The 1,506-nt window shown below is 42.8% G+C and carries 1 protein-coding gene; it reads left to right on the top strand.

From position 1 onward, the window contains the following. Positions 1-109: 109 nt before the first annotated feature. Positions 110-1,264: an IS110 family transposase gene (locus tag DO88_RS03125; RefSeq protein WP_033040661.1), complete on the top strand. Its 1,155-nt coding sequence runs from the start codon at positions 110-112 to the stop codon at positions 1,262-1,264. The last annotated feature ends 242 nt before the right edge of the window (positions 1,265-1,506 follow it).

Genomic DNA, 1,506 nt, shown 5'->3' with positions numbered 1-1,506 from the left:
TAGACATAATGACTCCCACACGGTGTTAGCCTCCGCTTTTCGTGGGTTAGCTTAATTCAAAGCCAGAGCCATAATTAGTTTGTCAATTAACTAAACAGCAGAGGCTAACATGAATAAACATAGCATACTTTTTATCGGTCTTGATACACATAAAGAATTCAATGAAGTCGCCTATATTGAAGAACATAGAGGTGCGAAACCCGTTCATCTTGGCCGAGTTTCGTCTTCCAAAGTGGCTGTTCAAAAGCTTGTTCGTCAGTTTGAATCCAAATACCCTGGCGCAACACTTCATTTTGTTTATGAAGCTGGACCATGTGGTTATTGGATTTACAGATTAATTACCAGTCTCGGCCATTGCTGTTATGTGGTTGCACCCTCTCTTATTCCCAAAAAGCCAGGTGAGAAGATTAAAACCGATAAACGTGATGCCCTTAAGCTCGCTAAATTACTTAAATCTGAAGATTTAACACCTATTTATGTTCCCGAGCCTGAAGATGAAGCCGTACGTGATTTATCTCGCGCACGCGAAGTGGCAATGAAGGATTTAAAAGATGCTAAATATCAATTAAAGGCACTGCTGCTTCGCAATAATATTAATTACAGAGGCACTGCAAATTGGTCACAAAAACATTTACGTTGGCTCACTGAGCTTGTGTTGCCACATCCCGCGCAGCACATCGTCTTACAAGAGTTTTTACACACAATTAATGAACGAATAAGCCGACTTGAACGGCTAGACAATGAACTAACACACCATGTTCACCAGTGGCGTTATTATCCTGTAGTAAAAGCAATACAAGCTATGCGTGGCGTTCGTTTGTTGGTCGCCACCGGCGTTGTTGCTGAGCTTGGCGATTTATCGCGCTTCGACCACCCCCGCAAATTAATGAGTTATCTTGGTCTTGTACCTAGTGAGCACTCGAGTGGTGGCAAACGCCATATTGGCGCCATCACAAAATGCGGAAACGGCCGAGCGAGGCGCCTTCTCGTTGAAGGCGCACACACTTATCGGTATGCGGCAAATATATCGACAGATATGCAAAAACGACAAGAAGGTTTACCAAAGGACATTATTGATATTGCGTGGAAAGCACAACTTAGGCTTTGCAAGCGCTATAAAAAAATGATAGCCAAAGGGAAACATTACAACCTGGTTGTCACCGCCATTGCTCGAGAAATGATTGCATACATATGGGCAATTGCAAAAGAAGTGGTGCTAACGCCAGTAAATACAAAACTTAGATTGGCAAGAGTACCTGCATGATAAACGAATTAGAGTTAATGCATAGGATCAAGCATCGGGAGTGGCACAACCACCGACGGCGTTAGGATGGCAATGTAGCTAACGCTTCATTGAACCACGAACATAGACTGAAGACAGGTGCCACGACGAAATAAGTAAGGTCTGCTCTGTTACTAGAAATAGTAATAACCAACGAATATCAGCAAGATAACCGACGACATTACTTGCTTCATCCTATGTATTAACTCGCTCTAATTCGAGCT

It is taken from the genome of Pseudoalteromonas sp. S3431 (genome assembly GCF_000690035.1).
Taxonomy (GTDB): Bacteria; Pseudomonadota; Gammaproteobacteria; order Enterobacterales; family Alteromonadaceae; genus Pseudoalteromonas; species Pseudoalteromonas fuliginea.
Note: the sequence above shows the minus strand (reverse complement) of the source record. Positions and strands in the feature narration are given on the sequence as shown.